Annotated in this window: 21 protein-coding genes; 16 read left to right on the top strand and 5 right to left on the bottom strand. The window is 67.6% G+C overall.

What is annotated here, in order from left to right:
* Nucleotides 1-13: 13 nt before the first annotated feature.
* Entirely contained in the window at nucleotides 14-1,459 is a 1,446-nt protein-coding gene (gene dnaA, locus AC1KAR_RS10090; protein WP_480317044.1) for a chromosomal replication initiator protein DnaA, read from the bottom strand.
* Between the two features lie 377 nt (nucleotides 1,460-1,836).
* On the opposite strand from dnaA, the gene rpmH reads away from it, so the two are divergent.
* From rpmH to AC1KAR_RS10055, 7 genes are all read left to right on the top strand, one after another.
* Nucleotides 1,837-1,971: a 50S ribosomal protein L34 gene (gene rpmH / locus AC1KAR_RS10085; RefSeq protein WP_047486751.1), complete on the top strand. Its 135-nt coding sequence runs from the start codon at nucleotides 1,837-1,839 to the stop codon at nucleotides 1,969-1,971.
* 40 nt (nucleotides 1,972-2,011) lie between these two features.
* Nucleotides 2,012-2,464, top strand: coding sequence for a ribonuclease P protein component (locus tag AC1KAR_RS10080; RefSeq protein ID WP_480317831.1), 453 nt, complete (start codon nucleotides 2,012-2,014; stop codon nucleotides 2,462-2,464).
* A 43-nt stretch (nucleotides 2,465-2,507) separates the two neighbouring features.
* A complete protein-coding gene (gene yidD / locus AC1KAR_RS10075; protein WP_480317829.1) occupies nucleotides 2,508-2,777 on the top strand; it encodes a membrane protein insertion efficiency factor YidD in 270 nt (89 codons plus the stop codon).
* Nucleotides 2,774-4,531, top strand: a complete 1,758-nt coding sequence (gene yidC / locus AC1KAR_RS10070; protein ID WP_480317042.1) for a membrane protein insertase YidC — start codon at nucleotides 2,774-2,776, stop codon at nucleotides 4,529-4,531. The genes yidD and yidC overlap by 4 nt, the downstream gene beginning before the upstream one ends.
* 292 nt (nucleotides 4,532-4,823) lie before the next feature.
* Nucleotides 4,824-6,191, top strand: coding sequence for a tRNA uridine-5-carboxymethylaminomethyl(34) synthesis GTPase MnmE (gene mnmE / locus AC1KAR_RS10065; RefSeq protein WP_480317041.1), 1,368 nt, complete (start codon nucleotides 4,824-4,826; stop codon nucleotides 6,189-6,191).
* 124 nt (nucleotides 6,192-6,315) lie between these two features.
* A complete protein-coding gene (locus AC1KAR_RS10060; RefSeq protein ID WP_480317039.1) occupies nucleotides 6,316-6,783 on the top strand; it encodes a cyclic nucleotide-binding domain-containing protein in 468 nt (155 codons plus the stop codon).
* 220 nt (nucleotides 6,784-7,003) lie between these two features.
* Nucleotides 7,004-8,497 carry an alpha/beta hydrolase family protein gene (locus tag AC1KAR_RS10055; protein ID WP_480317037.1) on the top strand — a complete coding sequence of 498 codons (1,494 nt, stop codon included), beginning with the start codon at nucleotides 7,004-7,006 and terminating at the stop codon, nucleotides 8,495-8,497.
* An 85-nt stretch (nucleotides 8,498-8,582) separates the two neighbouring features.
* Here AC1KAR_RS10055 and AC1KAR_RS10050 read toward each other — a convergent pair whose 3' ends face one another.
* Nucleotides 8,583-10,583 (bottom strand): monovalent cation:proton antiporter family protein, encoded by a 2,001-nt coding sequence (locus AC1KAR_RS10050; RefSeq protein ID WP_480317035.1) that lies wholly within the window; start codon nucleotides 10,581-10,583, stop codon nucleotides 8,583-8,585.
* A gap of 80 nt (nucleotides 10,584-10,663) precedes the next feature.
* Between AC1KAR_RS10050 and AC1KAR_RS10045 the strand changes: the two genes are divergently transcribed.
* The 4 genes from AC1KAR_RS10045 to AC1KAR_RS10030 are packed head-to-tail and all read left to right on the top strand — an operon-like array spanning nucleotide 10,664 to nucleotide 13,677.
* Nucleotides 10,664-11,665, top strand: coding sequence for a KpsF/GutQ family sugar-phosphate isomerase (locus AC1KAR_RS10045; protein ID WP_480317033.1), 1,002 nt, complete (start codon nucleotides 10,664-10,666; stop codon nucleotides 11,663-11,665).
* On the top strand, nucleotides 11,665-12,237 hold the full coding sequence (locus AC1KAR_RS10040; RefSeq protein WP_480317030.1) for a KdsC family phosphatase: 573 nt from the start codon (nucleotides 11,665-11,667) through the stop codon (nucleotides 12,235-12,237). The genes AC1KAR_RS10045 and AC1KAR_RS10040 overlap by 1 nt, the downstream gene beginning before the upstream one ends.
* Nucleotides 12,224-12,904 carry an LPS export ABC transporter periplasmic protein LptC gene (gene lptC, locus AC1KAR_RS10035; RefSeq protein ID WP_480317028.1) on the top strand — a complete coding sequence of 227 codons (681 nt, stop codon included), beginning with the start codon at nucleotides 12,224-12,226 and terminating at the stop codon, nucleotides 12,902-12,904. The genes AC1KAR_RS10040 and lptC overlap by 14 nt, the downstream gene beginning before the upstream one ends.
* The gene (locus AC1KAR_RS10030; protein ID WP_480317026.1) at nucleotides 12,901-13,677 is read left to right on the top strand and encodes an SDR family oxidoreductase; all 777 of its coding nucleotides are present in this window, start codon (nucleotides 12,901-12,903) and stop codon (nucleotides 13,675-13,677) included. The genes lptC and AC1KAR_RS10030 overlap by 4 nt, the downstream gene beginning before the upstream one ends.
* A gap of 164 nt (nucleotides 13,678-13,841) precedes the next feature.
* Here the strand turns inward: AC1KAR_RS10030 and AC1KAR_RS10025 are convergent, their stop codons facing one another.
* The gene (locus AC1KAR_RS10025; RefSeq protein WP_480317024.1) at nucleotides 13,842-14,339 is read right to left on the bottom strand and encodes an RNA recognition motif domain-containing protein; all 498 of its coding nucleotides are present in this window, start codon (nucleotides 14,337-14,339) and stop codon (nucleotides 13,842-13,844) included.
* Between the two features lie 442 nt (nucleotides 14,340-14,781).
* Here AC1KAR_RS10025 and AC1KAR_RS10020 point away from each other — a divergent pair, with 442 nt between their 5' ends.
* From AC1KAR_RS10020 to AC1KAR_RS10010, 3 genes are all read left to right on the top strand, one after another.
* On the top strand, nucleotides 14,782-15,420 hold the full coding sequence (locus AC1KAR_RS10020) for a MarC family protein (RefSeq protein ID WP_480317022.1): 639 nt from the start codon (nucleotides 14,782-14,784) through the stop codon (nucleotides 15,418-15,420).
* A gap of 108 nt (nucleotides 15,421-15,528) precedes the next feature.
* Nucleotides 15,529-17,172 carry a GMC family oxidoreductase gene (locus AC1KAR_RS10015; protein ID WP_480317020.1) on the top strand — a complete coding sequence of 548 codons (1,644 nt, stop codon included), beginning with the start codon at nucleotides 15,529-15,531 and terminating at the stop codon, nucleotides 17,170-17,172.
* Nucleotides 17,173-17,178: 6 nt separating this feature from the next.
* Nucleotides 17,179-19,506: a putative bifunctional diguanylate cyclase/phosphodiesterase gene (locus AC1KAR_RS10010; protein ID WP_480317018.1), complete on the top strand. Its 2,328-nt coding sequence runs from the start codon at nucleotides 17,179-17,181 to the stop codon at nucleotides 19,504-19,506.
* An 18-nt stretch (nucleotides 19,507-19,524) separates the two neighbouring features.
* Here AC1KAR_RS10010 and AC1KAR_RS10005 read toward each other — a convergent pair whose 3' ends face one another.
* The gene (locus tag AC1KAR_RS10005; RefSeq protein WP_480317016.1) at nucleotides 19,525-20,553 is read right to left on the bottom strand and encodes an isocitrate/isopropylmalate dehydrogenase family protein; all 1,029 of its coding nucleotides are present in this window, start codon (nucleotides 20,551-20,553) and stop codon (nucleotides 19,525-19,527) included.
* Between the two features lie 136 nt (nucleotides 20,554-20,689).
* On the bottom strand, nucleotides 20,690-21,211 hold the full coding sequence (locus AC1KAR_RS10000; RefSeq protein ID WP_480317014.1) for a sigma-70 family RNA polymerase sigma factor: 522 nt from the start codon (nucleotides 21,209-21,211) through the stop codon (nucleotides 20,690-20,692).
* Between the two features lie 120 nt (nucleotides 21,212-21,331).
* On the opposite strand from AC1KAR_RS10000, the gene AC1KAR_RS09995 reads away from it, so the two are divergent.
* Complete coding sequence (locus tag AC1KAR_RS09995; protein ID WP_480317012.1) at nucleotides 21,332-22,045, top strand: response regulator; 714 nt, start codon at nucleotides 21,332-21,334, stop codon at nucleotides 22,043-22,045.
* A gap of 154 nt (nucleotides 22,046-22,199) precedes the next feature.
* Entirely contained in the window at nucleotides 22,200-23,735 is a 1,536-nt protein-coding gene (locus AC1KAR_RS09990) for a sensor histidine kinase (protein ID WP_480317010.1), read from the top strand.
* The last annotated feature ends 205 nt before the right edge of the window (nucleotides 23,736-23,940 follow it).

Genomic DNA, 23,940 nt, shown 5'->3' with positions numbered 1-23,940 from the left:
CCATGACTGTGGCTCAGCCCTTGAGGGTCTGCTCCAGCACGTGCAGCTGCTGGTTGAGCTCGGTATTCTTCTGGCGCTCTGCGGCGATCTTGCGCACCGCATGCAGCACCGTGGTGTGGTCGCGGCCACCGAAGAGCTCGCCGATCTCGGGCAGGCTCTTCTGCGTCATTTCCTTGGCGATGTACATCGCAATCTGGCGCGGCCGCGCGATGCTCGCCGGGCGCTTCTTGCTGTACATGTCGGCGACCTTGATCTTGTAGAAGTCAGCCACCGTCTTCTGGATGTTCTCGACGCCGATCTGGCGGTTCTGGATCGACAGCAGGTCTTTCAGCGCCTCACGCGCCAGCTGGATGTTGATGTCCTTCTGCGAGAAGCGCGAATAGGCCAGGATCTTGCGCAGCGCCCCTTCCAGTTCACGCACATTGGCGCGCACGTTCTTCGCCACAAAGAAGGCCACGTCCTCGGGCATGGGCGTGCCTTCGAGGTCGGCCTTGCGCATCAGGATCGCCACGCGCATCTCGAGTTCGGGCGGCTCGATGGCCACCGTGAGGCCGGCGTCGAAGCGCGACGTGAGTCGCTCGTCGATGTCCACCAAGCCCTTGGGGTAGGTGTCGCTGGTCATGATGATGTGGGCCTTCTTGGCCAGCAGCGCTTCGAAGGCGTTGAAGAACTCCTCCTGCGTGCGCTCCTTGCCGGCGAAGAACTGCACATCGTCGATCAGCAGCAGGTCGAGCTGGTGATACTTGGCCTTGAGTTCGTCGAAGGTCTTGCGCTGGTAGTTCTTCACCACGTCGGTGATGAACTGCTCGGCGTGCAGGTAGAGCACGCGGGCATCACTGCGGTCGGCCAGCAGGGCGTTGCCTACGGCATGCACCAGGTGGGTCTTGCCCAGCCCGACGCCGCCATAGATGAAGAGCGGGTTGTACATCTGCCCCGGGGCGCCGGCCACGTGGAGCGCGGCCGTACGTGCCATCTGGTTGGCGCGGCCGGGAACGAGTGTGTCGAAGGTGAGCGCCGGGTTCAGTCGGTGCCGAGGCAGGGGGGCGTTGTGGGCGGCATCACCTGCACTGCGCACGTAGGGCGTAGCCGGCTGACCGACCGCCGGCTGGCCGGAGGCGTGGCCATTCAACGCGTGCGAGACAGAGACGGGGCCACTGTTGCGCACCGGCAGCGCGGGAAAGCGGGCAGGCGCAACTGTGTCGCGGTTGGCGAGCGTCAGATCCAGGCGCACCGGCTTGCCCGCCAGTTCGCTCAACACTGCCTCGATTCGGCCGGCGTACTGATTGCGGATCCAGTCGAGCTTGAAGCGGTTCGGCACGCGCAGTGAAGCGACCGCGCCGTCGCCGCCGGAATCAGTGACATCGGCCGCGGGCAGCGGGCGGATCCAGGTGTTGAATTGTTGTTCGGGCAACTCGGCTGCAAGTCGCTCGCAGCCACGTTGCCAGAGATCAGCGCTCACGCTCATATTGTGGAAAAGTCTTCTCGGAGCGGCGGGATTCTACGTCGCTGGTGATCGGGAAAGTGGTGGTTATCCACAGTTTCGAGGCGGGGGTCAATAGCCCTGCGCGCCCGCATGCTGCCGTGCAAGCCTTTGACTTGGAAGGGGGTTTTTGGTGTAATAGTGGGTTTCCCGGAGCGATACCGGGGGAATGCTGTTCGCGCCGATCACGGACCTGGCTCTGCCAGGGCGCGGTTGCAGGCGCAATGAGCAGCAAGATCAGAAGCAAGAACAGAAGCGGGTAGTCAAGGTAGATCGCACAGGCATCTGAGCCCCTCAGGTGCCGGGACGCCGAAATCGAGCCCCGTTGAAGTCAGCCTCATTCAGCAGGATCCACCATGAAACGCACCTACCAAGCTTCCAAGACCCGCCGCGCTCGTACCCACGGCTTCCTCGTCCGCATGAAGACCCGCGGCGGCCGTGCCGTGATCAACGCACGCCGCGCCAAGGGCCGCAAGCGCCTGGCCGTCTGAGGCTGAACGGCCCGGCAGCCGAGTGCTCGGCCACGCCGTGATGGGCCGTATCGTGCGATCTGTCGATTTCGAACGCGTGCTCGGAACCCCCATCCGTGCACGCAGCACCCATTTCGCGGTGCACTACCTCGCCAGTCGCCCCAGCCTGCCCGCCAAGCCACCTGCCGAGGCACTTGTCCCGGAGTTGTCAACAGGTGAGGCACCTGAACTGGGCAGATCTGTGGATGAATCGCTTCCGGGAGCCTGTTGGCTCGGTGCGGTGGTGCCAAAGCGGCATGCCCGCCGGTCGGTGACCCGAACTCTCCTCAAGTGCCAGATTCGTGCCGCCGCAGCCGCCGAGCCCCGGCTCGCCCATGGCCTGTGGGTGGTTCGCCTGCGGGCGCCCTTCGATCGGATCGCGTTTCCGAGCGCTGCGTCGCAGGCCTTGCGCGACAGCGCCCGCCTCGAACTGGCCGGCCTGCTGGCCGACGCCGCGCGCCGAGTGGCTCGCTAATGCGCTGACGGGCGGCAGCGGCATGCTTCAACTGCTCTTGTCCATTCCCCGGCGCTTGCTGGTGGCTTTGGTTCGCGCCTACCGCTTCTTCCTGAGCCCCTGGCTGGGCAGCGCCTGCCGCTTCGAGCCGACGTGCTCTGCCTACGCCCTGCAGGCCCTGCAGCAGCATGGCGCCACGGCTGGCAGCTACCTCACGCTGCGCCGGCTGGCGCGGTGCCACCCGTGGTGCGACGGCGGGCACGACCCGGTGCCTGCGACACTCCGCGGTTTGTTCTCTCACCTTTCCTCCTCTCGCGAGAAGACCTCCCCATGACCGATATGCGCCGCACCATCCTGTGGGTGGTGTTCCTGATGTCGCTGACCCTGCTTTGGGACGGCTGGAACAAACACAACGGTAACCCGTCGATGTTCAGCCCCGCCCCGGCGGCCCGCCCGGCCAACACCGCGGCCCCGACGGCACAGGCACCGACCGGCACGGCAAGCGCCGCCGCCGTTGCTGCCACCCCGGCGGCCAGCACGCCAGGCATGGCCCCGGCCACGGCCGCGCTGCCGGCCGAGAAGGTCACGATCACCACCGATCTGGTCCAGGCCACGTTCGACAGCACAGGCGGCACCCTGGTGCGCCTGGAGCTGCTGCAGCAGCACGAGCAGAGCCAGGCCGACATCGTCGACCGCGTCTGGGCGCTCGTCACGGGCAAGCCCCATGGCCCGGACCCCAAGGCCGCCAAGCACAACGTCGTGCTCTTCGACCAGTCGAACGAGCGCTACTACGTGGCGCAGTCAGGTCTCTGGGCGAGCACCGGCGGCGCCGGCGCCCTGCCCGAGCACCACACCGTGATGCGCGTGCAACCGGGCGAGCGAATCCTGAAAGAAGATGCGAAGGAGCTCAAGCTGGTGTTCGAGTCGCCCGACATGGGCGGCGTCAAGCTCGTCAAGACCTACACGTTCAAGCGGGGTGACTACGCCGTCGGCGTCACGCACGAGGTCGTCAACGGCTCGGCCGCGGCGCTCAACCCCCGCCTGTACCTGCAACTGGTGCGCGACGGCAACCCACCTCCGGGCAAGAACTTCTTCTACAGCACCTTCACCGGGCCTGCGCTGTACACGGCGAACACGAAGTTCCACAAGGTCGACTTCAGCGACCTGAACAAGGGCAAGGCCTTCAAGGAGACCGCCGACAACGGCTGGGTGGCGATGCTGCAGCACTACTTCGCCTCGGCCTGGCTGGTCGGTGGTGGGCAGGCGCGCGACATCTACGCCGACAAGGTACCCGGAACCGCCAACGAGTTCGCCGTGGGCATGTTCCTGCCGCTGGGCGAGATCAATGCCGGGGCGAGCAAGTCGGTCGATGCGTTGCTGTTCGCCGGCCCGCAGGAAGACAAGAAGCTCAAGTCGCTGAGCGATGTCGCACCTGACTTCGACCTGGTGCGCGACTACGGCATCTTCACCGTGCTGGCCAAGCCTCTGTTCTGGCTGCTCTCGCAGCTGCACGCCCTGCTGGGCAACTGGGGCTGGGCCATCGTCGCGCTGGTGGTGCTGTTGCGCGTCGCGTTCTACTGGCTGAACGTCAGCGCGTACCGCTCGATGGCCAAGATGAAGGCCATCAACCCCCGCGTGATGGAAATGCGCGAGCGCCTGAAAGACAAGCCTCAGCAGATGCAGCAGGAGATGATGCGCATCTACCGCGAGGAGAAGGTCAATCCGATCGGCGGCTGCCTGCCGATCCTTGTGCAGATGCCGTTCTTCATCGCGCTGTACTCGGTGCTGCTGGCCAGCGTCGAGATGCGCAACGCGCCGTGGGTCGGCTGGATCACCGACCTCTCGGTGAAAGACCCCTACTTCATCCTGCCGCTGCTGATGACGGCGTCGAGCTTGCTCCAGACCTGGCTCAACCCCACGCCGCCAGACCCCGTGCAGGCCCGCATGATGTGGATCATGCCGCTGGTGTTCTCGGTGATGTTCTTCGGTTTCCCGGCCGGCCTCGTGCTGTACTGGCTGACCAATAACATCCTTGCGATCGCGCAGCAGTGGTTCATCAACAAGCAGCTCGGCGTGTTGGGCAAGTAGCCACGAAGTCCCCAGGAGCGTGACGAGTTCACGTTCCCCCCGTGCTCCGGGGCTTGTGGGGGCGGCGCCATCGGCGCGACCATTCATGCCAACGCGGGCCGGTTCTCTGCCGGCCCGCACCCCTCAAAGCGGGGCAGACCCGCTGGCGTGGTCGAGACACCACCCGCCAGCGGCTCGGGAGGCTGCACAAGCGATCCCCCCGCGCCATGTGCCACGGGCCGTCGCGTCGTCTGACGTGACGGCCCGTTGTCCTTTCGCAGCACGCGCTGCCTCAGAGACAATCGCCGGCAGCATGTTGCCGCGCCATCACCAACCCATCGTCGCGATCGCCACGGCCGCAGGCCGCGGTGCCGTGGGCATCGTGCGGGCCTCGGGGCGCGATCTGCGCGCGCTGATTGACGGCGTGCTCGGCCAGCCGATCAAACCACGCCATGCGAGCTACCTGCCGTTTGCAGATGCGCAGGGCGAGCCGATCGATCAGGGCATTGCGATCCACTTCCCCGCGCCGCACTCCTACACGGGCGAAGACGTGCTCGAACTGCAGGCCCATGGCGGGCCCGTGGTGCTGCAGCTGCTGCTCGCGCGCTGCCTTGAAGCGGGCGAAGCCATCGGCATGCGGCTGGCCGAACCCGGCGAGTTCACACAACGCGCCTACCTCAACGACAAACTCGACCTCGCCCAGGCCGAGGCCGTAAGCGATCTCATTGACGCCAGCACGGAGGCCGCGGCGCGTTCCGCGGGGCGCTCACTCAGCGGCGCGTTCTCCCACGAGATCGATGAGCTGCGAGATCGGCTGGTGCGCCTGCGCATGCTGGTCGAGGCGACGCTCGATTTCCCCGAGGAAGAGATCGACTTCCTGAAGAAGGCCGACGCGAATGGCCAGCTCGACGCCATCGCCGCGCAGCTCGATACCGTGCTCGACCGCGCACGCCAAGGTGCGCTGCTGCGCGAGGGCATCCAGGTGGTGCTCGCCGGCCAGCCCAACGTCGGCAAGAGTTCGCTGCTCAATGCACTGGCCGGTGCCGAGCTCGCCATCGTCACGCCGATTCCGGGCACCACGCGCGACAAGGTCAGCCAGACGATCCAGATCGAAGGGATCCCGCTGCACGTGATCGACACGGCTGGCCTGCGCGAGTCGGGTGACGAGGTCGAGCGCATCGGCATCGCGCGCAGCTGGGACGAGATCGCTCGCGCCGACGCGGTTCTGTTCCTGCACGACCTCACACGCCTGAACGAGGCGAGCTACCAGGCCGGCGACGCGCAGATCGCCGAGCGCCTGGCGCCTTTGGGCGAGCGCGTGCTGCACGTCTTCAACAAGAGCGACGTGGCGGCGCTGCCGGGGGCGTCGGTGGGCATCGCCCTCTCGGCTGCCACCGGAGCGGGCCTCGACGCGTTGCGTCAGACCCTGCTGAAGCTGGCTGGATGGCACGCGCAACCCGAGGGCGTCTTCATTGCCCGCGCCCGCCACGTGCACGCGTTGCAGCGCACGCAGGCCCATCTCGGCGCAGCCCAGGCCCAGGCGGCATCGAGCGAGCCGGCACTCGACCTGCTCGCCGAGGAGCTGCGGCTGGCCCACAACGCGCTCTCCGAAATCACTGGCGCCTTCACCCCCGACGACCTGCTCGGAGAGATCTTCAGCCGCTTCTGCATCGGCAAGTAGCCACGCCGTGGCTGCCGCAACACCCGCTTGCTTTTCCGGATGGCGGCCTGGTGGGGCGAGCCTGATAATCCCCAAGACGGTGCTTGAGGTGCCGTCGCTTCATGACTCTGCAGTACGCCCCACCATGGATCTCAACGAACTGGTTCAAGCCATTCAGTCGCTCAACACCGAGGACGCCTTTCGCGCGCGGCTGAACGCCGAGCAGTGGCGCACCATCGGTCCTTACCTCACTCAGCACGAGGTGCGATCGGGCGACCTGGTCATCAAGCAGGGCGACAGCGACCGCAGCATGTACTTCCTGGGCCGCGGGTCCCTGCAGGTGTTCATGACCGGCGGGCCCCCAGGCAGCAACCGCATCGCGATCCTGCGCCCCGGCTCTGTGGTGGGCGAACCTGCGTTGTTCATCGATGGCCCGCGCATGGCGAATGTCGAAGCCATGACGCCCTCGGTCATCTGGGCCTTGCGCGGACCGCGCCTCGAAGAGCTGGCCCAGCGTTCGCCGGCGCTTGCGCTCGAACTGGTGCGTGCGGCTGGCGGTGTGATGGCCACGCGCATGCGCGCCAACGTCACCAAGCAGACGCCGATCGCCTGATTGGTTTGCTGAACAGGCGCTGACCACGCCGTCGGGAAAACCCGGCGGCCAATTCCATTTGCTCACCCTGGTTCCGATTCGCGGAACCCGATGTCGCACGCGTGACGCAGTACACGCGGGAATGTCCGGTCTCCCTGCCGGTTGAGGCGAACTACCCTCGCCAGACGAACACCGCTGCATGCGCGTTCGATTCAACCCGCACCACACGGAGACATTCGCAATGACGTTGTTCCCTTCTCACGTTCGCCTGCTCACCTTGAGTGTGGCGGCTGCCTGTTCACTGCTTTCCGCCTGCGGTGGCGATGACGACGGCACCTCGCCGGCCCCTGCACCCGAAGAAACGCGCGCGCAGGACTCGCGCAATACCTTTGTGCCGGTCGCGGCAACTGCCTACCCCGACTACGAACTGAGCGCCACCACGGGCCAGCCGAGCTTCAAGGCCATGACGGGCACGACCTCCACCGGCGCTGCCATGCCCGAGACCGACCGCTGGACCGGCGTACTGAACGGCGCCGCCTACCGCGTCGAAGTGCCCAAGGCGTGGAACGGCAAGCTCGTGATGTACGCGCACGGCTATGCCGGCACAGGCAACAACCTGGCGGTCTCGAACCCCTCGATTCGCCGCTACCTGCTCGAGAATGGCTATGCCTGGGCGGCGTCGAGCTACAGCAAGAACTACTACGACGTACGCGTCGGCGTCGAAGATACGAACGCTCTGGCGCTGGAGTTCACCAAGATCGCCTCGGCCAATTCGCGCACCCTGACGGCTCCGACCAAGATCTTCATCACCGGCCACTCGATGGGCGGCCACATCACCGCCGCGGCGATCGAAGACGAGGCTTACGCGACCGCGCGCAACAAGGTCCGCTACAACGGCGCCGTGCCGATGTGCGGTGTGGTGGGTGACACCACGCTGTTCGACACCTTCGGCGCAATGCAGATGGCGGCGCAGGCACTCGCAGGTGTGCCGAACTACCCGAGCGACAAGTGGCCCGAGATCCAGGCGATGGTGACGGGAGCGCTGTTCACCACGCTCCCAAGTGCGCCCACCGCGCTTGGCCAGCGCTACCTGGCCATCGTGAAGCACCTGACCGGTGGCGAGCGCCCGATGTTCTCGCAGGGCATCGCATTTGGTGGCAGCTTCCCCTCGGCATACGGCACCTTTGGCGGCGACGGTACGATCACGGGCATCTACAACAAGGCGGGTATCGACACCACGGGTTTCACCTTCACCGTGGATGGCACCACGCCCGACCCGATCAACAGCACGGTGCAAAAGCTCGTGGCACAAACCGACGCGAACCGTCTGCGCACAGACGGCTTGCGCTGGGTCCCCAAGGCCAATGGCGAGTTCAAGATCCCGGTGGTCTCGATCCACACCTTGGGTGACTTGTTCGTGCCGTTCAGCATGGAGCAGGTCTACCAGAAGCGCGTGGCGGCCAAGGGCAACAGCGCCTACCTGGTGCAACGCGCCATTCGCGGAGCAAGCCATTGCGACTTCACGGTGCCCGAGCAGGTGGCAGCCTTTGACGACATGATCAAGTGGGAGGCCGGCGGTGCCAAGCCTGCGGGCGATGACGTCGTCACGCCAGCGGTGGTTGCGGCAGCGACCTACGGCTGCACCTTCACCAACAACACGGCCCACCCGGACACCAGCGCCTCGACCAACCAGCTGCGTGCCGGCATCGCGGGCACCGGCGGCGCCTGCCCCTGAGTCTGCGGGCTGAACTGCACCACCTCCCAGGGGCCTGCGGGCCCCTTTTTCATGACCGCGCCCCGCCCGCGTGGTGCGGCGCCCTTTAGATCCGCCCGAGCAATTTGCCCTCCGCCAACGCCAGCGCCTCGGGCAAGCCCGAGAGTACGAGCGTGTCGCCGGCGGCCAGCAGCAGCGCGTCGTCGGGCTTGGTGACGGCGCCCGACGCACGCCGCACCGACACCACTGTCACGCCCACCGCGTGCAAGGCGAGGTGCGACATCGGGTGACCGATGCTCGCCGACGCCGGCGGCAGGCTCACGCTGAGCAGGCGCGCCTGCTGCAGCTCGTCGGCGGTGTCATCGTCGGCGCCGTGGAAGTAGCCGCGCAGCAGGCTGTAGCGCGCATCGCGCTGCTCCTGCACCACGCGGATCACACGGCGCATGGGCACGCCCACCAGGGCCAGTGCGTGGCTCGCCAGCATCAGCGAGCCTTCGATGGCCTCGGGCACGACCTCGGTGGCGCCGGCGGCCTGCAGCTTCTCGATGTTGCTGTCGTCGATCGTGCGCACGATCACCGGTACCTTGGGCGCATGCTCCTGCACCTGGTGCAGGATCTTCAGCGCCGAGGGGGTGTCGTGGTAACTCACCACCACGGCACTCGCGCGCGCCAGCCCGGCGGCCATCAGGCTTTGCAGCCGTGCGGCATCACCGAACACCACGCTCTGCCCGGCTGCGGCGGCCTGTCGCACGCGGTCGGGGTCGAGGTCAAGTGCCATGTAGGGGATGTGCTCGACATCCAAGAGGCGTGCAAGGTTCTGCCCGCTGCGGCCGTAACCGCAGATGATCACGTGCGCCTCGGTGTTGATGGCGCGTTTGGCGATGGTGGTCATGGCCACCGACTGCATCAACCAGTCGTTGGCCGACAGGCGCATCACGATCCGGTTGCTGTACATGATGATGAGCGGCGTAGCCAGCATCGACAGCACCATGCTCGCCAGCACCGGGCTTTGCAGCGACTCGGGCAACACGCTGCGCTGCGTGGCCAGGCTCAGCAGCACGAACCCGAACTCGCCCGCCTGCGCGAGGTACAGGCCCGTGCGCAACGCCACACCCGGAGCGGAGCCGAACGCATACGACAGCCCCGCCACCAACGCGAACTTGAACATCACCGGCAATGCGCACAGCACGAGCACGAGCAGCCAGCGATCGAACACGATCGCGGTGTCGAGCTTCATGCCGACGGTGATGAAGAACAGGCCCAGCAGCACGTCGTGGAAGGGCCGGATGTCGGTCTCCACCTGGTGCTTGTATTCGGTCTCGGCGATCAGCATGCCAGCGACGAAGGCACCGAGCGCCAGCGAGAGGCCGGCGTGCTCGGTGAGCCAGGCGAGCCCGAGCGTCACCAGCAGCAGGTTGAGGATGAACAGCTCCTCGCTCTTGCGCCGCGCCACGATGGTCAGCCACCAGCGCATCACGCGCGGCCCCCCCACCAGCAGCAGCGTGAGCACCACGATCGCCTTCACGCCCGCAAAGCCCAGGGCGCGCGCCAGGTCCTCGGGCGACGACCCCAGGGCGGGGATCAGCACCAGCAGTGGCACCACGGCCAAGTCCTGGAACAGCAGCACACCCATCACGCGCCGGCCGTGTTCGCTGTCGAGCTCCAGCCGCTCGGCCATCAGCTTGACGACGATGGCGGTGCTGCTCATCGCAAGCGCTCCGCCCAGCGCCACCGCGGCGCGCCAGCCCAGGCCCCACTCGCGGCCCGCGAGCGTGAAGGCCCAGGCGAGAACGGCATTGCCCGCTACTGCCACCAGCATGGTCAGCATGACCTGGCTCAGGCCGAGGCCGAACACCAGCTTGCGCATGCTCTTGAGTTTGGTCAGGTTGAATTCCAGCCCGATCACGAACATCAGGAACACCACGCCGAACTCGGCCAGGTAGGTCATGCCCGACGAATCCTTGGCCAGCGCCAGCGCATTCGGGCCGATCAGCACGCCGACGGCCAGGTAGCCCAGCATGGGCGGCAGCTTCAGCGAACGACACAGCACCACGCCCGCGACGGCGGCCACGAGGTACAGCAAGACCAGTTCGAGGGTGGAGACCATGAAGGGTGACGGCGCAGGCAGCGTGCCTACAATCGCCCGAATCCTACTGGACGCCCTCTCACGCGGGAGCGATCTGCGCCGTGTCTGAACAAGCCGCCACACCCACCCCCTTCGATGCCGAACGCGCACTGCAACTGGCGCGCGACACCTTCGACATCGAGGCTCAGGCGCTGCTCGGCCTGAAGGCGCGCCAGGGCGCAGAGTTCGCCGAGGCGGTGCGCACCATCCTGCACTGCCCCGGCCGCGTGGTCGTGATGGGCATGGGCAAGAGCGGCCACGTGGGCCGCAAGATCGCCGCCACGCTCGCATCGACCGGCACGCCCGCAATGTTCGTGCACCCCGCCGAAGCCAGCCACGGCGACCTGGGCATGGTGACGCCGCGCGACGTGGTGCTCGCCCTGTCCAACTCCGGCGAGGTCGACGAGCTCACCGCGATCCTGCAGGCCATCAAGCGCCTGGGCGTCACGCTCATCGCCATCACCGGGCGCGCCGCGTCGACGCTCGCCCAGCACGCCGATATCACGCTCAACAGCGCCGTCGATCAAGAGGCCTGCCCGCTCAACCTGGCGCCCACGGCCAGCACCACCGCGCAGATGGCGCTCGGCGATGCGCTCGCGGTGGCCTTGCTCGATGCGCGCGGCTTTCGCGAAGAAGACTTCGCCCGCTCGCACCCCGGCGGCAGCCTGGGCCGCAAGCTGCTGACGCATGTGCGCGACGTGATGCGCAGCGGCGAGGCCGTACCGCAGGTGTCGGCCGGCACGCCCTTCGTCGACATGCTGCGCGAGATGAGCCAGAAGGGCCTGGGTGCTACCGCCGTCACCGACGCGCAAGGACGCATCCTCGGCATCTTCACCGACGGCGACCTGCGCCGCAGCATCGAACAAGGGCGCGACCTGCGCGACCTGACCGCTGCAGAGGTGATGCACAAGCAGCCGCGCACCATCCGCGCCGACCTGCTTGCCGTCGAAGCGGCCGACCTGATGGAAGCCCACCGCATCACCAGCGTGCTGGTGATCGACGCCGAGGGCAGGCTGGTGGGCGCGCTCAATTCCAACGATCTGATGCGCGCCAAGGTCATCTGATGCGGCCGATCCAGCCGGTGCTCCAGTTCCCCCCCGAGTTGCTGCTGAGTGCGCAGCCTGTGCGCGCAGCGATCTTCGACGTCGACGGCGTGCTGACCGATGGTCGCATCTACATCAGCGAGCGCGGCGAGGAGTTCAAGGCCTTCAACACGCTCGATGGCCATGGCCTCAAGCTGCTGGCGCAGGGCGGCATCACCCCGGTGGTGATCACCGGGCGCGATTCACCCGCGGTGCGCCGTCGTGTGGCCGATCTCGGCATCCAGCATGCGGTGTACGGGGCACACGACAAGCTCGCGGCAGCCGAAGGCGTGCTGGCCGCGTTGCAGGTGGCCTGGGAGGCACTCGCGGTGATGGGCGATGACTGGCCTGACCTGCCGCTCCTCGCGCGCGCCGCGTTCGCCTGCGCGCCAGCCAACGCGCACGCCGAGGCCAAGGCCGCGGCGCACTACGTCACGCAAGCCAGTGGCGGCCACGGCGCGGCACGCGAGCTGTGCGATCTCCTGCTCACTGCCGCCGGGCGCTACGCGCCGCTGCTGCGCGGCCACCTCGTCACGCTCGATGGACGTCCCTGAAGTCCTCGGCCTCGACGAGCCTGCGGCGCTGGAACCGGCGGCGCCACCGGCGTCGCACTACGTCAAGCAGCCGTGGCGCTGGCGGGTGTTCGACACGGTCACGTCCTACCTGCCGCTGATGATGATGGCCCTGCTGGCGCTGGGCACCTGGTGGCTGGTGAAGCACACTCCCTTGGGCGACGACGCACGCGAAGTCGCTGCACCGAGGCACGAGCCCGACTACGAGATGCATGACTTTTCGGTCCAGCGCTTCACGCCAGAAGGACCATTGCGTGCACAGATCGAAGGCGCCGCCATGCGCCACTACCCAGACACCGACACGGTCGAAATCGACAACGTGCGACTGCGCGCCATCGGCCCTGATGGCCGTGTGACCCGCGCCACCGCGCAACGCGCGATTTCGAACGGCGCGGCAACCGAAGTTCAACTGGTCGGCCGCGCCGAGATCGTGCGCGAGGCGCTCGCGGGCGACGAGCCGATCTACTTCCGCAGCGAATTCCTGCACGCCTTTCTCGATACCGAACGCGTTCGATCGCACCTGCCGGTCACCGTCACGCGTGGGGCGACCGAAGTTCGCGCCAACGGCATGGATTACGACCACCTCGATCGGCTGATCCAGTTCGGTGGCCGCATGCGTGCCACCTTTCCGCCTCGCAACAAGCCATGACAAGCCCATTGGTCTACATCACGGGGGCATCGAGTGGCATTGGCCAAGCGCTCGCCGCGCGCTATTACCGCGCCGGCTATCGGCTCGCGCTCGTCGCGCGGCGCGCCGCCGAGGTGCAGGCATGGGCGCAGGCGCAGGGCCTCGACCCCTCACGCTACGCCGTCTATGCGGCCGACGTTCGCGACGTCGCGAGCATCACCGGGGCAGGCCGCGCCTGCCTCGCCAGCCAGGGGCTGCCCGATGTGGTCATCGCCAATGCCGGCATCAGCGTGGGCATCGACACCGCGGAGTTCGATGATCTCGAAGTCATGCGACGTACCTACGAGACCAACAACCTCGGCATGGCGGCGACGTTCCAGCCCTTCATCGCGCCGATGCGTGTGAAGCGTGCCGGCACGCTCGTGGGTGTCGGGAGCGTGGCGGGCATCCGAGGCCTGCCGGGGCATGGGGCCTACTGTTCGAGCAAGGCCGCGGTTATCAGTTACTGCGAGAGCTTGCGCGGCGAACTCCGCGACGATGCGGTGCGGGTGGTGACGATCGTGCCCGGCTACGTGGCCACGCCGCTCACCAGCGCAAACCGCTACAGCATGCCGTTTCTGATGCAACCCGACGAATTTGCCGACCGCGCTTTTTCGGCCATCACGGCGGGTGCGAGCTACAGGGTCATCCCGTGGCAGATGGGAGTCGTGGCCAAGCTCCTACGCATGTTGCCTAACACCGTATTTGATCGCGTACTGACCGGCCGGCCGCGCAAGCACCGACAGGGCGAGTAGCGCTCCAGGCCCTGCCCCGGCGACAGCGCGCGCCCAAGACCCAAGCGGCAAGAAGAACAGAAGCGCAAACCAGATGCGGAAATGAAAAACGGCGGTGCTGTTCGCACCGCCGTTTCTGCTTGACTGCGCGAGCCCGGTACGGTCTCGCAGCTCAGCGCTTGGGTTCAGTAGCCGCCGCGGCTTCCACCGCCGCCGCCATAACCACCGCCGCCACCCGAGCGGCCACCACCACCGCCGCCGTAGCCGCCGCCACCACCGTAGCCGCCGCCACCCGAGCGGCCACCGCCGCCGCCGCCGTAGCCACCACCACCGGAACGGCCACCGCCGCCACCGTAGCCGCCACCACCACCACCACCGCCGTAGCCACCGCCGCCGGAGCGACCGCCGCCACCACCAAAGCCGCCCGGACGCTCTTCGCGCGGACGTGCTTCGTTGACGACCACGGCGCGGCCATCAAGGGCCTGGCCGTTCATGCCGTTGATGGCCGATTGGGCCTCGGCGTCGGAGCCCATTTCAACGAAACCGAAGCCCTTGGAGCGGCCGGTTTCACGATCCATCATCACCTTTGCAGACGAGACGGTGCCGAATTGAGCGAATGCTTGTTGGAGGTCGTCGTCACGCACGCTGTATGCGAGGTTGCCGACGTACAGTTTGTTGCCCATGGAGAGCGCCTTTCTTTCCTGATGACACAGAGAACAATGTGGAGCTTCTACCTATCCTGAACCAATCAAGCGAAGGCGCTGCATCCATACCGGGAAATTCCATTATCAAGTAATTGCGCAAAGCGGTGCAAATAGTGGAAAGCCCTGCAATACGCTGAACCTGAAAGTGTTGTTTTCGAGGCAGGCGTGATTGAACAGCGCCAAGCGCATAAGCGCCACCCCTAGGCTTGCAAGGCCCCACTTGCGCGCTGAGGCCCATGAACAGTGGCATGTTGATTGCCCTGCAGGCCCCCGTCCAGCTTGCACCGCAGGAGGCCAAGAGGGTTTCAAAACCTCGAGCCTCTCCTATGTGGCAGCCCTCTGAAACCGGCGCGTGCCCGGGGATTGAAACTCTGCAAATTGCGCTTCCTGACGCCCTGCGCTGGCGCGGAGAATGCGGCCCATGGAGATCGTCAAACCGCTGATCGCGCTGCTGGCCATCGTCAATCCGATCGGGGTGATTCCCTTCTACATTCACTTCACCGAGCACTTCTCGCGCGAGCAGCGCAAGCGCACGGTTCGGGTGGCGGCGTTCACGGCTTTCGTGGTCATCTCGGTGAGCGCGCTGGCGGGCTTGCGGGTGATCGAGTTCTTCGGTATCTCGCTCGCGTCGTTCCAGGTGGGTGGCGGGGCCCTGCTGCTGATCTCGTCGCTGCAGATGCTCAATGCGAAGCCGGCCGACACCCGGGACGAAGACGTCACCGAAGGCGACGACAAGATCGACGCCGGCGCCAGCATCGCAGTGGTGCCGCTCACCATACCTCTGCTGACCGGGCCGGTGACGATGTCGACCATGGTCATCTATGCCGACCAGACCACGCATTGGTGGCAACTCGCCGTGCTCGTGGGCTATGGCGTGGTGATCGGCCTGGCGGTGTGGATGACGCTGAGCGCGGCCGAGCGCATCGCCAAGTTCCTGGGCAAGGCGGGCATCAACGTGATGACGCGCCTGATGGGGCTGGTGCTGGCGGCGCTGGCGGTGGAGGTGATCTCGGGCGGGCTGCTCAAGCTCTTCCCCGTATTGGCGGGCACGCCGCACTGACGACAGGCGCACGCGCGCGCCTCGCTTGCGTGAAGAACGGGTGTTGCACCCAGGTGAGGCGCTGCTGCGGGGGCTTAGACTCCGCAGCGAACTGAACCACGGCCCGACGTGACCCATCCCACCTACGACTACGTCATCTGCGGCGCCGGCACGGCCGGCTGCCTGCTGGCCAACCGCCTCTCGGCCGACCGCAGCAAGCGTGTGCTGCTCATCGAAGCCGGCGGCAACGACGACTACATGTGGATCCACATCCCGGTCGGCTACCTGTATTGCATCGGCAACCCGCGCACCGACTGGTTGTTCCATACCGATGAAGACCCCGGCCTCAATGGCCGCAAGCTGCGTTACCCGCGCGGCAAGGTGCTCGGCGGCAGCTCCAGCATCAACGGGATGATCTACATGCGCGGTCAGGCGCGTGACTACGACCACTGGGGCGCCCTCGGCAATGCCGGCTGGAGCTGGCGCGAGTGCCTGCCCGCCTTCCTGAAGCACGAGGACTTTTACAAGGGCGCCGACGATTTCCATGCCGCGCCCGGCTTCGACCCGACCGGCGCGCGCCCGGGTGGCGAGTGGCGCGTGGAGCGCCAACGCCTGCGCTGGGACGTGCTCGACGCCTTCGCGCAGGCGGCGCAGCAGGCGGGCATCCCGCACAGCGAAGACTTCAACCGCGGAGACAACGAAGGCGTCGGCTACTTCCACGTGAACCAGCGCAGCGGCGTGCGCTGGAACGCAGCCAAGGCCTTCCTGCGCCCGATCCAGAACCGCGACAACTTGCAGGTCTGGACCGGCGCGCACATCTCGCGCGTGCTGTTCGATGCGGAGCACCGTGCCACGGGCGTCGAGGTGCTGCCCCTGGGCGGCACCGAGCCCCTGCAGGCGCATGCGCGCAGCGAGGTGATCCTGTGTACCGGTGCCATCGGCACGCCGCAGATCCTGCAACTCTCGGGCATTGGCGCGGCGAGCCTGCTGCAGCACCATGGCGTGGGCGTCCAGCACCACTTGCCCGGCGTCGGCGGCAATCTGCAGGACCATCTGCAGATCCGAGCGGTGTATGGCGTGCAGGGCGTGAGCACCCTCAACACGCAATCGGCTTCGCTGTGGGGCAAGGCGAAGATCGGGCTGGAATACGCCTTCAAGCGCAGCGGTGCGATGAGCATGGCGCCGTCGCAGCTCGGCGCGTTCACGCGCAGCAGCCCCGACCAAGCGCATGCCAATCTCGAGTACCACGTGCAGCCGCTGTCGCTCGATGCCTTCGGCGAGCCGCTGCACGCCTACGACGCATTCACGGCCAGCGTGTGCAACATCAACCCGACGAGCCGGGGGCAGGTTCAGATCAGGAGCGCTGAGCCGCGCGATGCGCCGAGCATTCGCCCCAACTACCTGAGCACCGCCGAAGACCGCCGCGTGGCGGCCGATTCGCTGCGCGTCACCCGACGCATCGTGTCGCAGCCGGCGCTGGCGAAGTACCAGCCGCAGGAGATGAAGCCGGGCGCGCAGTTCCAGACGGATGACGAACTCGCCAGGCTGGCCGGCGACATCGGCACCACCATCTTCCACCCGGTGGGCACGGCCAAGATGGGGCCGGAGTCGGATCCGCTGGCGGTGGTCGATTCGCAATTGCGTGTGCACGGCGTGCGCGGTCTGCGCGTGGCCGACGCGAGCATCATGCCGACCATCACCAGCGGCAACACCAACTCGCCCACGCTCATGATCGCCGAGCGTGCGGCCGCCTGGATCCTCGCCGGCGACTGAGCCCCCGTGGACTACACCAACTCGCTCGCCTTCACCACGGCCGTCAACCTGATCGTCGGGGTGACGCTGCTGATGGCGTGGTGGCGCGATCCGCGGCAATCGTTCTCACGCGACATGGGCTGCGCCTACCTCACGCAGTTGTTCGTGCCGCTTTCCTACTGGGCCATGAACCAGACCGGCATGCTGATGTCCCGCATGGGCTTGCTGGGGGTGGTGACGGCGTCGGCCTTGTACATCGCATTTGTCGTCGTCGGCAGCGCGCGGCTGGCGGGCTATGCCCCCTCGAACCGCCAGACGGCGGCGGTGTTCGGCACCATGATGGCGGTGGGCTTTGGCCTGATCGTCGTGCACCTGCGCCTGGCGCAGGCCGCGAGCGCCAGCCTGCACGTGACGGCCGGCATCGTCGCGCTGTGCTGGGTGTGGCGCCGTGGCGCGCCGGAACGCCTGGTGGGCATCCTGCTGGTCATGGTGGGCTTGAACCAGTTCCTGTACGTCGCCGTGGGCGAGGCGGGGTTGGGGGCGCAACTGATGATTGCCGCGGTGCTGCGCCTGACGCTCGGGCTCTCGCTGCTGCACACCGCGGTCACGCGTTCGCTCGATGAGTCGCGCCGGCTGCGCCAGCGCTTCCAGCAACTCACCGAGCGCTCGCACCAGGGCGTGGCGGTGATGATCGGCGAGGAGCTCGTCTACGCCAACCCGGCGCTGTTGCGCATCTACGGCCTGAGCGCACTGTCGGAAGTGCGCACCCTGTGGCGCGAGGCCACCATGCCCGAGGCCGAGCGCGCAGTGGCCCGCGAACGCCACCGCCGCATCATCTCGGGCGAGCTGGTGCAGGCGAGCTGGGACGGCCTGCGCTATCGCTTCGATGGCACGCCGATCCAGCTTCGTTTCACCGCCTGGCGCATCGACTGGGATGGCGTGCCCGCCGAGCAGGTGGTCGTCACCGACGAGACCGCGCAGCACAACGCCACGCAGGCGCTGCTGCACCAGGCCACGCACGACGACCTCACCGGCCTGCCCAACCGCAGCGCGCTGCTGCAGCGGCTGCGCCAGCTGTGCGCCAGCCGCACGAACCAGTTCGCGCTGGTGCTGCTCGACGTGGATCGCTTCAAGCTTTTCAACGAGGCCCACGGCCACCCAGTGGGTGACGAGGTGCTGCGCGCGCTCTCGGTCGCGCTGCAGCTCGCGGTGGCTGACGACGCCGAGGTCATGCGCCTGGGTGAAGACGAGTTCGCGCTCCTGGCGCGCAAGGCCCACGACGACGCCAGCGCCGCCGAGTTGGTGCAGCGCGTGCGCAAGCAGCTGTCGCGGCCGCTCACCGTGCACCGCCACGAGTTCTTTCTCGACGTGTCGATGGGTGTAGCGCTGTGCCCCACCACCGCGCGCGACCCCGAACTGCTGCTGCGTGCGGCCAACGCCGCGATGCGCCTGGCCAAGGCCACCCCCGGCACATCGGCGCAGTTCGCGCAGCAGGACTTCGAGCGCGGCTCAGGCGCCCTGCTCGACGCCGAGCAGGCATTGCGGGCCGGTGTCGGCAAGGATGAGTTCGTGCTGTTCTATCAGCCCAAGGTCGACGCGCGCAGTGGCGCCACCGTCGGCTTCGAGGCGCTGGTGCGCTGGGACCGGCCCGGCCTTGGCCGCGTCAGCCCGAGCGAGTTCATCCCGGCGGCCGAACGCACCGGCCTGATCGTGCCGCTCGGCCGCCTGATCCTGGCGCAGGCCTGCCAGCAGATCGCCCGCTGGCGCGACGCCGGTGCCGCGCTGCTGCCGGTGGCGGTGAACGTCTCGCCGCTGCAATTGCTCGACCCCGGCTTCCCGGACACCGTGCTCAACACGTTGCGCCAGTACGGGGTGCCGCCCGCGCTGTTGTCGCTCGAGATCACCGAGAGCGCTGCCGTCACGCACCTGGAGCAGGCACGCCTGCAGATCGGTGAGTTGCGCGCACACGGCGTAGCGGTGGCGCTGGACGATTTCGGCACCGGCTTCTCGTCCCTCAACCTGCTGCGCAGCCTGCCGGTGAGCACGGTGAAGATCGACCGCAGCCTGATCGAGCCCCTGCCCGCGCCCGAGGCGCGTGCGGTGGTGCAGGCCATCTGCACGCTGGCGGCGGTGCTGCGGCTCGATGTGGTGGCCGAAGGCGTCGAGACGCCGCTGCAGGCCGACGGGGCGCGCCTGGCGGGCTGCCAGACGCTGCAGGGCGATCTCTACGCCACGCCGCTCAACGCCGACGATGCGCTGCTGCGCATGCTCCCGGTGGCGGATGGCGGCGACGCTGGCGCACAGACAAAAACTCCCGCGCCGCGGGAGTTGGATCTGGACACGCGGGCCGAGTAGCTGCCCGGCGAGGCCGGGTCAGCCTGCCGCCCGCGCCACCAGCGCCTTCGTGAACTCGGCCGTGCTGGCCTTGCCACCCAGGTCGCCGGTGCGCACGTTGTCGACGTTGAGCGCCTGGTCGATCGCCTGGCGCACGCGCTGTGCCTTGTCGTGCAGCTTCACGTGGTCGAGCATCATCGCGGCGGCGAGTATCAGCGCCGTCGGGTTGGCGATCCCCTTGCCGGCGATGTCGGGGGCCGAGCCGTGCACCGCTTCGAAGATCGCCGCATTGGCGCCGATGTTTGCGCCGGGTGCCATGCCCAGGCCGCCGACCAGGCCGGCCACCAGGTCGGAGAGGATGTCGCCGAACAGGTTCGTCGTGACGATCACGTCGAACTGGTAGGGGTTGAGCACCAGCTTCATCGCGCAGGCATCGACGATCACGGTCTCGAACGCAATACGGTCCTTGAACTTGGCCTCGTAGACCTGCTGCGCCGTCTCCAGAAAGATGCCTGTCAGCGCCTTCATGATGTTGGCCTTGTGCACCACCGTCACCTTCTTTCGCCCGGTGGCGATGGCGTGCTCGAACGCGTACTCGAGCAGGCGGCGGCTGCCTGCGCGGGTGTTGATGCCGGTGGCCATGGCCACGGCGTGCGGGTCGCCGTCGATCGCCACGTAGTGCTCGTGGCCGATGTACAGGCCTTCGAGGTTCTCGCGCACCAGCACCAGGTCGATGTTGTCGTAGCGGCCGCCGGGGATGATGGTGTGCGCCGGGCGCAGGTTGGCGTAGAGCTGGAACTCCTCGCGCAGCCGCACGTTCGACGAGCGGTAGCCGCTGCCCGAGGGCGTCTCCAGCGGGCCCTTCAGCGCCAGACGGGTGCGGCGGATGCTGTCCAGCGTGGCCTGAGGCAGCGGGTCGCCTGCTGCGGCGACGCCCCCGAGGCCGGCGATCTGGCGGTCCCACACGAAGGGTGCGCCCACGGCGTCGAGCACGGCCAGGGTGGCGTCGACGATCTCGGGGCCGATGCCGTCTCCGGGGATGAGGGTGGCGGGGATGGGTTGTGACATGGCGGTCTCGCTGGCAAGGGCGGTGGGGGCGCCGACGATGGGAGTGTCAGCGGCGGCGAGGATACTCGCCGCGAGACCATGCAGGCGGCATGCCAGTGCACTTCTGGGCGCGGATCGCCCGGGCGCAGAAGGGGCGTCAGGCGCCGAGCAATTGCTTGCGCGCGCGGTGCAGGCGCACGAAGAGGTTCTCCTCGCTGATGGCCAGCGCCGCGCACACCGCCTCGGTGGGTTGCTCCTGCAGCACGCGCAGCTCCATCACCTGGCGCAGCGAGCTCGGCAGGGCCTCGATGCGTGCCAGCGTCTGGCGCAGTTGTTCACGCTGCTCGGCCACGGCATCGGGCCGCGGCTGCTGGCATTCGAGGCCCGGCGCACCGCCGTCGAGCGCCTGGTCGTCGAGGCTGTCGGTGCCGGCGCGGCTGCGCACCAGGTCGACGATCTTGTGCTTCAGGATGCCGGTGAGCCACGAGCGCAGGGCCGAGCGCCCTGCGAAGGCGGCCCGACCCGACACCACGGCCTCGAACACGTCGTGCACCACGTCTTCGGCCAACATCGGGTCATGCAGCTTGCGCTGGGCGAAGCGCACCAAGTAGCTGCGGTGCGAGGCCACCTCCGGCCACGAGAGAGATGTCGGGAAAGCGGCTGCGGCGAGGGTGCTCATGGTGGGTCTCCGAAAGGTGTTGATCAGACTGTCTGCCGCGCACCTCGCGCCACCCTCAACAAAGATCACAGCCAGATCACATTTGCGTAAGAAGGCGGGGCCTGCGCCGACAATCCCCGCATGGCCGCCAGCATCCTCGTCGCCGAAGACCAGACCGACATCCGCGAGCTGATCGCGCTCAACCTGCGCAGTGCCGGCTACGCGGTGCAGACGGTCGCCGACGGCCCGGCGGCACTGGCGAGTCAGAACGAGCAGGCGAGCGACCTGCTCATCCTCGACCTGATGATGCCGGGCATGGACGGCCTGGAAGTCTGCAAGGCCCTGCGCGCGCGCGGCCGCAGCACGCCGATCCTGATGCTCACGGCGCGCGCCACCGAGCTCGACCGCGTGCTGGGCCTGGAACTCGGTGCCGACGACTACCTCACCAAGCCGTTCTCGCTGGCCGAGCTTCTGGCGCGCGTGAAGGCCCTGCTGCGCCGTGCCGACCTGCTGCGCGCCGCGCAGGCCAGCCCGCAGGCCCAGCCGAACGCGCTGCGCAACGGCGACCTGGAGATCCTGCCCACCAAGCGGCAGGTGCGCTGGCGTGGCGCGCCGATCGAGTTCACGGCGCTTGAATTCGACCTGCTGCTGCACTTTGCCAGCCACCCCGGCCATGTGTTCTCGCGCGCGCAGCTGCTCAACGCGGTGTGGGGCTACACACACGACGGCTACGAGCACACGGTGACGACGCACATCAACCGGCTGCGGGCCAAGCTGGAGACCGACCCGATGCGGCCCGAGCTCATCCTGACGGTGCGCGGGGCGGGCTACAAGATGCGCGAGGCGCCGCTGTGATCGGAGCGGGGCTTCGATACCTCAGCCTGAGCGGGGGTTGGCATGCCGTCAGACCCAACTCTGAACACACTCAGTCCGTTCAGGCTGACCCTTCGACAAGCGCAGGACAAGGTCCGCTTCGCGCATCGAGGGCCCGCTCAAGCCGGCGCATGCCATGAGCGTGCGCCTCAAGATCGCGCTGACCATCTTCGCCACCGGCCTCGTCACGGCGCTGGCCGTGCTCGCCACGGTCGTCATCGCCTTCCAGCGCTTCGAGCACGAGACCACCTACCAGCGCGCCACCGCCTTCCTGGAGCGCGTGGTGGCGCAGAACAACCACCTCTTCGAGATGCACGAACGGCATCCCGACGACTTTCTTGTGTTCCTCAGGAACCTGGTGCTGTTCGAGCCGGACACCCAGTTGTATCTGCTCGACCCGCGGGGCGTCGTGCTGGCCAGCACCGGCTCGGTCGCCCTGCCGCCCGGTTTCAAGGTGGCGATGGGGCCGGTGCACCAGGCCGCCTCGCCCACGCCCATGCCCTACGTGATGGGCGATGACCCCGAGCGCATGGACGCCGATGCCGTGATCACCGCCCGGCCGATCGGGCGGCGCGCCATCGGTGCGGGCGAGCCGGTGGCGGGCTACCTCTACCTCGTGTGCCACAAGGAGGGCCTGCCGGCCGGCCGCTGGCAGGCGCTGCGTGCGAGCTTTGCGCGCCCGGCGATGTGGCTGATCGTGGCCATCATGGCGTTCACGACCCTGCTCGCCGCGCTGGTGATCGCGTCGGTCACACGCCCGCTCAAACGGCTCACCGAGGCGGTGGCGGCGCTGTCCGAGAAGGGGCTGCAGGAAGGCGCCGCGCAGGCCCAGCCGCTGCTTCCGGCCGCCACGCGCGACGAATTCGGCCAACTCACGCAGGCCTTCGACGCCATGCTCAGCACCCTGCGCCGCCAGTGGGGCACGCTGCGACGGCTCGACCATTTCCGTCGCGAAGCCGTCAGCAACCTCTCGCACGACCTGCGCTCGCCCCTGACCGCCACCACCGCCTGCCTGGAAACACTGCAGACGCGCTGGGCCGGTCACCCCTCGCGCGCCGACGACCTCGGCCTGGCCGAAGTGGCGCTGCGCAACACGCGCAATGCCTCGCGGCTGGTGCAGTCGCTGGGGGATCTGGCCATGCTCGACGAACCCGCCTTCGCGCTGCGCCCGGTGCGTGTTGATGCCCAGGAGCTGCTCGCCGACATCGCGGCGCGCTTCGCCGAGCGCGCCGCCCGTGCCGGGGTGACGCTGGAAGCCACGCACGGCGATCAGCCGGCGCCTGCGGCGCTCGACGTCGAGTTGTTCGAACGCGCGGTCGCCAACCTGATCGACAACGCACTCAAGTTCTGCCCCCCCGGCGCGCGCATCACCCTGGCCGCCGAGCCCGCAGCCGATGGCGGCCTGCGGGTGAGCGTGGCCGACGACGGCCCCGGCATCCCCGAAGCCGACCTGCCGCATCTCTTCGACCGCTATTTCCAGGCCCGCACGGGCGTGGCTCCGGCCACGGGCGAGGGCGGCAAGGGGCTGGGGCTGGCCATCGTCAAGCGGATCGCCGAGCTGCACGGTGGCGAGGCCCACGTGACCAGTGTTGTGCACCGCGGCACGAAGGTTGTGCTCACTTTTCCGCAAAGGCACGCAGATTGCCCCAATGTGGGGCAGGGAAAGTCCTGAGTGCTTCACTTTTGTGACAGGCATACAGTCCGCCCACTCGCGACAGGCGCGCCCAGCGCGGCTTGTCACTGGCGGGGGTACGAGGAGACAAAACAGGCAATCAGTAGCGCACTGCTTCCAGGTTGCAAACAGAGGGCTGCGCCCATGAGGTGCACGCGCTGCTGAGTCAGAGAGATCAAAGGGCGTCAGGGAAACCTGACGCCCT

Source organism: Piscinibacter sp. PDB1-1 (assembly GCF_056675995.1).
This window is presented reverse-complemented; position numbering and strand designations above follow the sequence as displayed.

Bases quoted from the DNA above. Each gene is read 5' to 3' on its own strand.
- mnmE (WP_480317041.1), top strand. From the start codon at position 4,824: ATGTTGCCGCGCCATCACCAACCCATCGTCGCGATCGCCACGGCCGCA.
- AC1KAR_RS10020 (WP_480317022.1), top strand. From the start codon at position 14,782: ATGGAGATCGTCAAACCGCTGATCGCGCTGCTGGCCATCGTCAATCCG.
- AC1KAR_RS10050 (WP_480317035.1), bottom strand. From the start codon at position 10,583: ATGGTCTCCACCCTCGAACTGGTCTTGCTGTACCTCGTGGCCGCCGTC.
- AC1KAR_RS09990 (WP_480317010.1), top strand. From the start codon at position 22,200: ATGAGCGTGCGCCTCAAGATCGCGCTGACCATCTTCGCCACCGGCCTC.
- lptC (WP_480317028.1), top strand. From the start codon at position 12,224: ATGGACGTCCCTGAAGTCCTCGGCCTCGACGAGCCTGCGGCGCTGGAA.
- AC1KAR_RS10060 (WP_480317039.1), top strand. From the start codon at position 6,316: ATGGATCTCAACGAACTGGTTCAAGCCATTCAGTCGCTCAACACCGAG.
- AC1KAR_RS10025 (WP_480317024.1), bottom strand. From the start codon at position 14,339: ATGGGCAACAAACTGTACGTCGGCAACCTCGCATACAGCGTGCGTGAC.
- AC1KAR_RS09995 (WP_480317012.1), top strand. From the start codon at position 21,332: ATGGCCGCCAGCATCCTCGTCGCCGAAGACCAGACCGACATCCGCGAG.
- AC1KAR_RS10040 (WP_480317030.1), top strand. From the start codon at position 11,665: ATGCGGCCGATCCAGCCGGTGCTCCAGTTCCCCCCCGAGTTGCTGCTG.
- AC1KAR_RS10080 (WP_480317831.1), top strand. From the start codon at position 2,012: ATGGGCCGTATCGTGCGATCTGTCGATTTCGAACGCGTGCTCGGAACC.
- AC1KAR_RS10055 (WP_480317037.1), top strand. From the start codon at position 7,004: ATGACGTTGTTCCCTTCTCACGTTCGCCTGCTCACCTTGAGTGTGGCG.
- AC1KAR_RS10000 (WP_480317014.1), bottom strand. From the start codon at position 21,211: ATGAGCACCCTCGCCGCAGCCGCTTTCCCGACATCTCTCTCGTGGCCG.
- yidC (WP_480317042.1), top strand. From the start codon at position 2,774: ATGACCGATATGCGCCGCACCATCCTGTGGGTGGTGTTCCTGATGTCG.
- AC1KAR_RS10030 (WP_480317026.1), top strand. From the start codon at position 12,901: ATGACAAGCCCATTGGTCTACATCACGGGGGCATCGAGTGGCATTGGC.
- AC1KAR_RS10005 (WP_480317016.1), bottom strand. From the start codon at position 20,553: ATGTCACAACCCATCCCCGCCACCCTCATCCCCGGAGACGGCATCGGC.
- rpmH (WP_047486751.1), top strand. From the start codon at position 1,837: ATGAAACGCACCTACCAAGCTTCCAAGACCCGCCGCGCTCGTACCCAC.